The sequence below is a fragment of the Streptosporangium sp. NPDC005286 genome (assembly GCF_040607515.1).
Classification (GTDB): domain Bacteria; phylum Actinomycetota; class Actinomycetes; order Streptosporangiales; family Streptosporangiaceae; genus Streptosporangium.
The window spans coordinates 1-5175 of sequence record NZ_JBEXGU010000313.1 but is presented as its reverse complement, the minus strand read 5'-3'; the positions used below and the strand labels follow the sequence as shown (position 1 = coordinate 5175).

The window sequence follows — 5175 nt, the reverse complement described above, 5'->3', positions numbered from 1 at the left end:
GGTGCCTTGGCGGTACGTCTCCGACGTTCGCCAAGGCACCACCGGCCGCCGGCGAAACCCGCCGCGACGGCCCCGCCCTCCCCACGGGAATCTCCCCGCCCGAAAATAGGTTTGACCAATCTGTTGACCTGGAAGCAACGTGAGCTTAACCTCAGTGCAATTGGTTTAACCAAAGGGTCACCGGGAGGGGAAGGGTATGGATCTGGCATCCCTGGTTCGGAGCCTTGCCGAGCAGGCGAGTCCCGAGCCCGCCACCGGCCGCCTGCGCCTGCCCACGGAGCGCGAGCTGGTGACCTCCCTGGAAGTCAGCCGGGGCTCCCTGCGCGAGCAGTTGTCGATGCTGGAGATGCTGGGCTTCCTGGACCGCACGCAGGGCAGGGGTTCCTACCTGAGCACCCCGGACGCCGGTTTCATCCAGCTCTACTTCGACCTGGGCGTCCAGCTCGGCCACCTGAGCCAGGAACAGTTCACGTCGGCACGGAAGATGCTGGAGGTGTCCGTCGCCGAGGCGGCGGCGAGACTGGCCACCGCGGACGACGTCGACGCCCTGCGTGAACTCGTTGACGAGATGGTCAAGGCCAGCGGCGACGGCGACGGCGAGCGCGCCCTCGAAGCGGACTTGAAGTTCCACCACCGGCTGTTTTTGATCGTCGACAACCCCGTCTTCAACCTTGTCCACGACGGCCTCAGCCACGTGCTCCGCAGCGAGGTCGTCGAGCGCCGCCGGCTGGCGGTGGAACGCGAGCCCCTGACCCCGGGCAAGACCCGGGTCATCGACACGGTCCACTACGGGATCGTCGAGGCCATCGGCGAACGGGACGGCGAGGGCGCGCGGATCGCGATGCGCAGGCACTTCGAGGTGTGGTCCTCCCTCACGCACTCGCCCTAGGTCCCCCACACACGACAACGACACGCCACCCCCGCGCGGGCAGTGGGCCACGCCATGCCCAGAAACAGGGCCGGATCACCCAGAACAGAAGGATGTCCATGAGCGACCCAACAGTCGTTTTCGTCGGTATCGGCGCCATCGGCCTGCCGATGGCGGCCCAACTGGTGTCCGCCGGCTACGCGGTCACCGGGGTGGACCCGCTACCGGCCGCGCACGAGCGGGCCGAGGCCGCCGGCGTACGGGCGGTCTCCCGGTTCTCCGAAGCGCCCAAGACCGAGTTCGTGGTCGTCATGGTCGCCACTCCGGCGCAGCTCGAAGCCCTTGTCACCGAGGCGCTGGCAGTGGATGTGACCGGTCAGCGCTGGATCGTGATGAGCACGGTGGGCCCGGAGGCGGTGCGCGAGCAGGGCGCCCGGCTACAGATGGCCGGCGCGGTCGTGGTCGACGTGCCGGTCACCGGCGGGGTGGCCAGGGCCCGGACCGGTGAGCTCACCCTGTTCGCCTCGGGCCCGGCCACCGACATCGAGGCCGCCCGTCCCGTCCTCGACAGATTTGGAACGGTCCAGACGGTCGGAGACGCGCTCGGTGACGGTCAGGCCATCAAGGTGGTCAACCAGCACCTCTGCTCGGTCCACATCGTGGCGGCGGCCGAAGCCCTCGCTCTCGCGTCCACGCTCGGGCTGGACAAGGAGAAGGTCCTCTCCCTCGTGGAGCGGGGAGCCGCCGGATCATGGATGCTCTCCGACCGCGGGCCGCGCATGCTGCGGGGCACCGACGTCGACGTCACCAGCACGATCAACATCTTCGTCAAGGACAGCGGCCTCGTGTACGAGGCCGCGCGGGCGGCCGGGGCGCAGACCCCCCTCCTCGATGTCGCCAGAGCCCGCTACCAGCAGGCCGCCGACGCGGGTCTTTCGACACGTGACGACTCACGGGTCATCGAAACCTACGAACACCCCCAGTGATCAAGATCATTAAGATAGCGAGGAGCGGCACATGACCGCTGCATCCAACGTCGCCGGTGCTCACCGGGACAACCCGGCAAAGGTGTCCTTCGCCTCGATGGTCGGCACCGCGGTGGAGAGCTACGACTTCTTCATCTACGGCACCGCCTCGGCCGCCTACTTCGGCACGGTGTTCTTCCACTCCGAGGACAAGCTCGTCGGCGTGCTGGCATCGTTCGCCACGCTCGCCGTCGGCTTCCTGTTCCGCCCGCTCGGCGGCTACCTCGCCGGACACTACGGCGACCGGGTCGGCCGCAAGACGATCCTGATGTGGTCGCTGGTGCTCATGGGCGTCGCGACCGTCCTGGTGGGCGTGCTGCCGACCTACGACCAGGCGGGCGCGCTCGCACCGATCCTGCTGATCCTGCTGCGGATCCTTCAGGGCATCGGCTTCGGCGCCGAGTGGGGCGGAGCCGTCCTGATGGCCGTCGAACACGCCCCCGAACGCCGCCGCGGCTTCTTCGGCGCGGTCCCGCAGATCGGCATCCCGGCCGGGCTGCTGCTGGCCAACGGCGCGTTCCTGCTCAGCGAGGCCCTGCTGGAGGGCTCCTGGGTGTGGCGGGCGCCCTTCCTGCTCTCCGTGGTGATGGTCGCCGTCGGCATCTTCATCCGGATGGGCGTCTCCGAGTCGCCCGACTTCGCGGAGATGAAGAAGAACAACGAGATCCGCAAGGCTCCGGCACTGGACGTCATCAGGCGCGACTGGCGGGTGATCCTCAAGATCATGACTCTGCGGCTCGCGGAGACCGGCGGGTACTACGTGACCACCAGCTTCATGCTCTCGTACGTGGTGCTCGCCGAGCTGACCGACAAGCAGAACGTGCTGATCGGCACCATCGTCGGATCCGCGCTCGGCCTGGCCAGTCACCTGCTGTACGGCGCGCTGTCCGACCGGATCGGCCGCAAGCCGGTGTTCCTGATCGGGTCGCTGTTCACGATCGCGTTCGGCATCCCGATGTTCCTCATGATCAACACCGGCGCGGTCCTCATGGTCGTCGTCGCGGTCGCCCTGAGCCTGCTGCTGAGCCACGACCCGATCTTCTCCGTGGAGTCCTCCTGGTTCTCCGAGCAGTTCCCCCGTGACGTCCGCTCCTCAGGAATCTCCCTCGGCTACAACGGCGCCTCGCTGGTCGCCGGCCTGCTGCCCTTCCTGGCCACCGCCCTGTACGGATCCATCGGGTGGATCGGCCCGGCGGTGCTGTTCATGCTGCTCGGCGTGGTCTCGACGATCGCCGCCACCCTCACCCCGGAGACCGCTCCGGTCAAGGTCGGCACCCCGGCGCCGTCCACGACCACGGCCGCGACCGTCTGAAGAGAGAACGAGAACAGATATGACCACACTCAGTGAACCGCAGGCCCGCCGCCTCGATCCGGCGGCGCGGGCGGAGAGGGTGCGCGGTGCGGCCTACCGGATGCGCCACCACACCCTGAACATGGGCGAGGCGCAGGGCCAGGGCTACGTCGGCCAGGCACTCGGGGTCGCCGACATGCTGGCGGTCACCTACGTCGACCAGCTCCGCTACCGGGCGGACGACGAGCACTGGGCCGAGCGCGACAGGTTCCTGCTCTCCACCGGCCACTACGCCATCGCCCTCTACGCGGCCCTGGCCGAGGCGGGCGTCGTGCCCCTCGACGAGCTGGAGACCTACGGCTCCGACGGGTCACGGCTCCCGATGTCCGGAATGGCGTCCTACACGCCCGGTATGGAGATCTCCGGAGGATCGCTCGGCCACGGGCTGACCGTCGCCGTCGGCATGGCCCTCGGGCTGCGCCACCAGGGGTCGGACTCACGGATCTACAACTTCCTGTCCGACGGTGAGCTGGACGAGGGCTCGACCTGGGAGGCGGCGATGGGCGCCGCCCACCACAGGCTGGGCCGGCTGACCGCGATGGTCGACATGAACGCCCTGCAGGCCGACGGGAAGACCGAGACGGTCATGCGCATCGAGCCGGCGGAGGAGAAATGGGTCGCGGCGGGCTGGTTCACCCAGCGGGTGGACGGCAACGACGTGGAGGCGCTGCTCGCGGCCTTCGACGCCGCCGCCGAGCAGGCCCACCCGGAGGGCAGGCCCTCGGTGATCCTGTGCGACACCAGGATCGGCCGGGGCGTCCCGCTGCTGGAGGCCCGCGAGAAGGCCCACTTCATGCGAATCGACGAGGACGAGTGGGAGCTGTGCCGTCAGCAGCTGACGGCCGGGTACGAGGGAGTGGAAGTACTGTGAGCACCGCGACGGGCGCCAGGCGCCTGACGACCTCGGCGATGATCGCCTCATTCGCCGACCCCGGGCAGAGGACCGCGAACGCGCCCTTCGGCCACGCCCTGGCCGCTCTGGCCGAGCAGGACCCGCGCGTCGTGGGACTCACCGCGGACCTGGGCAAGTACACCGACATGCACGTCTTCGCCAAGGCCCACCCCGAGCGGTTCTTCCAGATGGGCATGGCCGAGCAGTTGCTGCTCGGGGCGGCGGCGGGCATGGCCGAGGTCGGCCTCATCCCGTTCGCCTCGACGTACTCGGTGTTCGCGGCACGCCGCGCGTACGACTTCCTGTGCCTGGACATCGCCGAGCCGAACCTGAACGTGAACGTGATCGGTGGCCTGCCCGGTCTGACCACGGGGTACGGCCCGAGCCACCAGGCCACTGAGGACATCGCCATCTTCCGCGGCATGCCGAACCTGACGATCGTCGACCCGTGCGACTCCGTCGACATCGAGCAGGCGGTGCCCCAGCTGGCCGCGTCCGACGGCCCGACCTACCTGCGCCTGCTGCGCGGCAGGGTGCCGACGGTCCTCGACGAGTACGACTACACCTTCCGGCTCGGCAAGGCGGCGGTGCTCCGCGGCGGCAACGACGTCGTGTTCGTGTCAAGCGGCCTGATGACGATGCGCGCCCTGCAGGCGGCCGAGGAGCTGGCCAGGCACAATGTCGACGTCGCGGTGGTGCACACTCCGACGATCAAGCCCTTCGACGCCGAGACCGTCCTCGCCGAGGTCGACAGCGACCGGCTGGTGGTCACGCTGGAGAACCACACGGTGGTGGGCGGGCTCTTCGAGACGGTCGCCTCGGCGGTCGTGCGGGCCGGCATCGGCAGGCGGGTCGTCCCGATCGCCCTCCCCGACGCCTTCCTGGACGCCGGCGCCCTGCCCACCCTGCACGAGAGGTACGGCCTGGCCACCGGCACCGTCGTCGCCAAGGTGCTCGAAGAGCTGGCGTCAACGACCCCCTCCTGAAGGAGGGGGCTTGAGGCGCAGCGATGCGCTTCGAAGCCCCGCGTTGACCAGCC

The 5175-nt window shown here is 69.1% G+C and carries 5 protein-coding genes; all 5 read left to right on the top strand.

Features of this window, described 5'->3' with window-relative positions:
• Window positions 1–196: 196 nt before the first annotated feature.
• Genes ABZU75_RS45195 through ABZU75_RS45175 form a run of 5 tightly spaced genes read left to right on the top strand, consistent with a single transcriptional unit; the run spans window position 197 to window position 5122 of the window.
• Window positions 197–889, top strand: coding sequence for an FCD domain-containing protein (locus ABZU75_RS45195; protein WP_355569340.1), 693 nt, complete (start codon window positions 197–199; stop codon window positions 887–889).
• Complete coding sequence (locus ABZU75_RS45190; RefSeq protein WP_355569337.1) at window positions 862–1854, top strand: NAD(P)-dependent oxidoreductase; 993 nt, start codon at window positions 862–864, stop codon at window positions 1852–1854. The genes ABZU75_RS45195 and ABZU75_RS45190 overlap by 28 nt, the downstream gene beginning before the upstream one ends.
• Window positions 1855–1885: 31 nt before the next feature.
• Window positions 1886–3205 carry an MFS transporter gene (locus tag ABZU75_RS45185; RefSeq protein WP_355569334.1) on the top strand — a complete coding sequence of 440 codons (1320 nt, stop codon included), beginning with the start codon at window positions 1886–1888 and terminating at the stop codon, window positions 3203–3205.
• Between the two features lie 19 nt (window positions 3206–3224).
• Window positions 3225–4115, top strand: coding sequence for a transketolase (locus tag ABZU75_RS45180; RefSeq protein WP_355569331.1), 891 nt, complete (start codon window positions 3225–3227; stop codon window positions 4113–4115).
• On the top strand, window positions 4112–5122 hold the full coding sequence (locus tag ABZU75_RS45175) for a transketolase C-terminal domain-containing protein (protein ID WP_355569328.1): 1011 nt from the start codon (window positions 4112–4114) through the stop codon (window positions 5120–5122). The genes ABZU75_RS45180 and ABZU75_RS45175 overlap by 4 nt, the downstream gene beginning before the upstream one ends.
• Window positions 5123–5175: the final 53 nt, after the last annotated feature.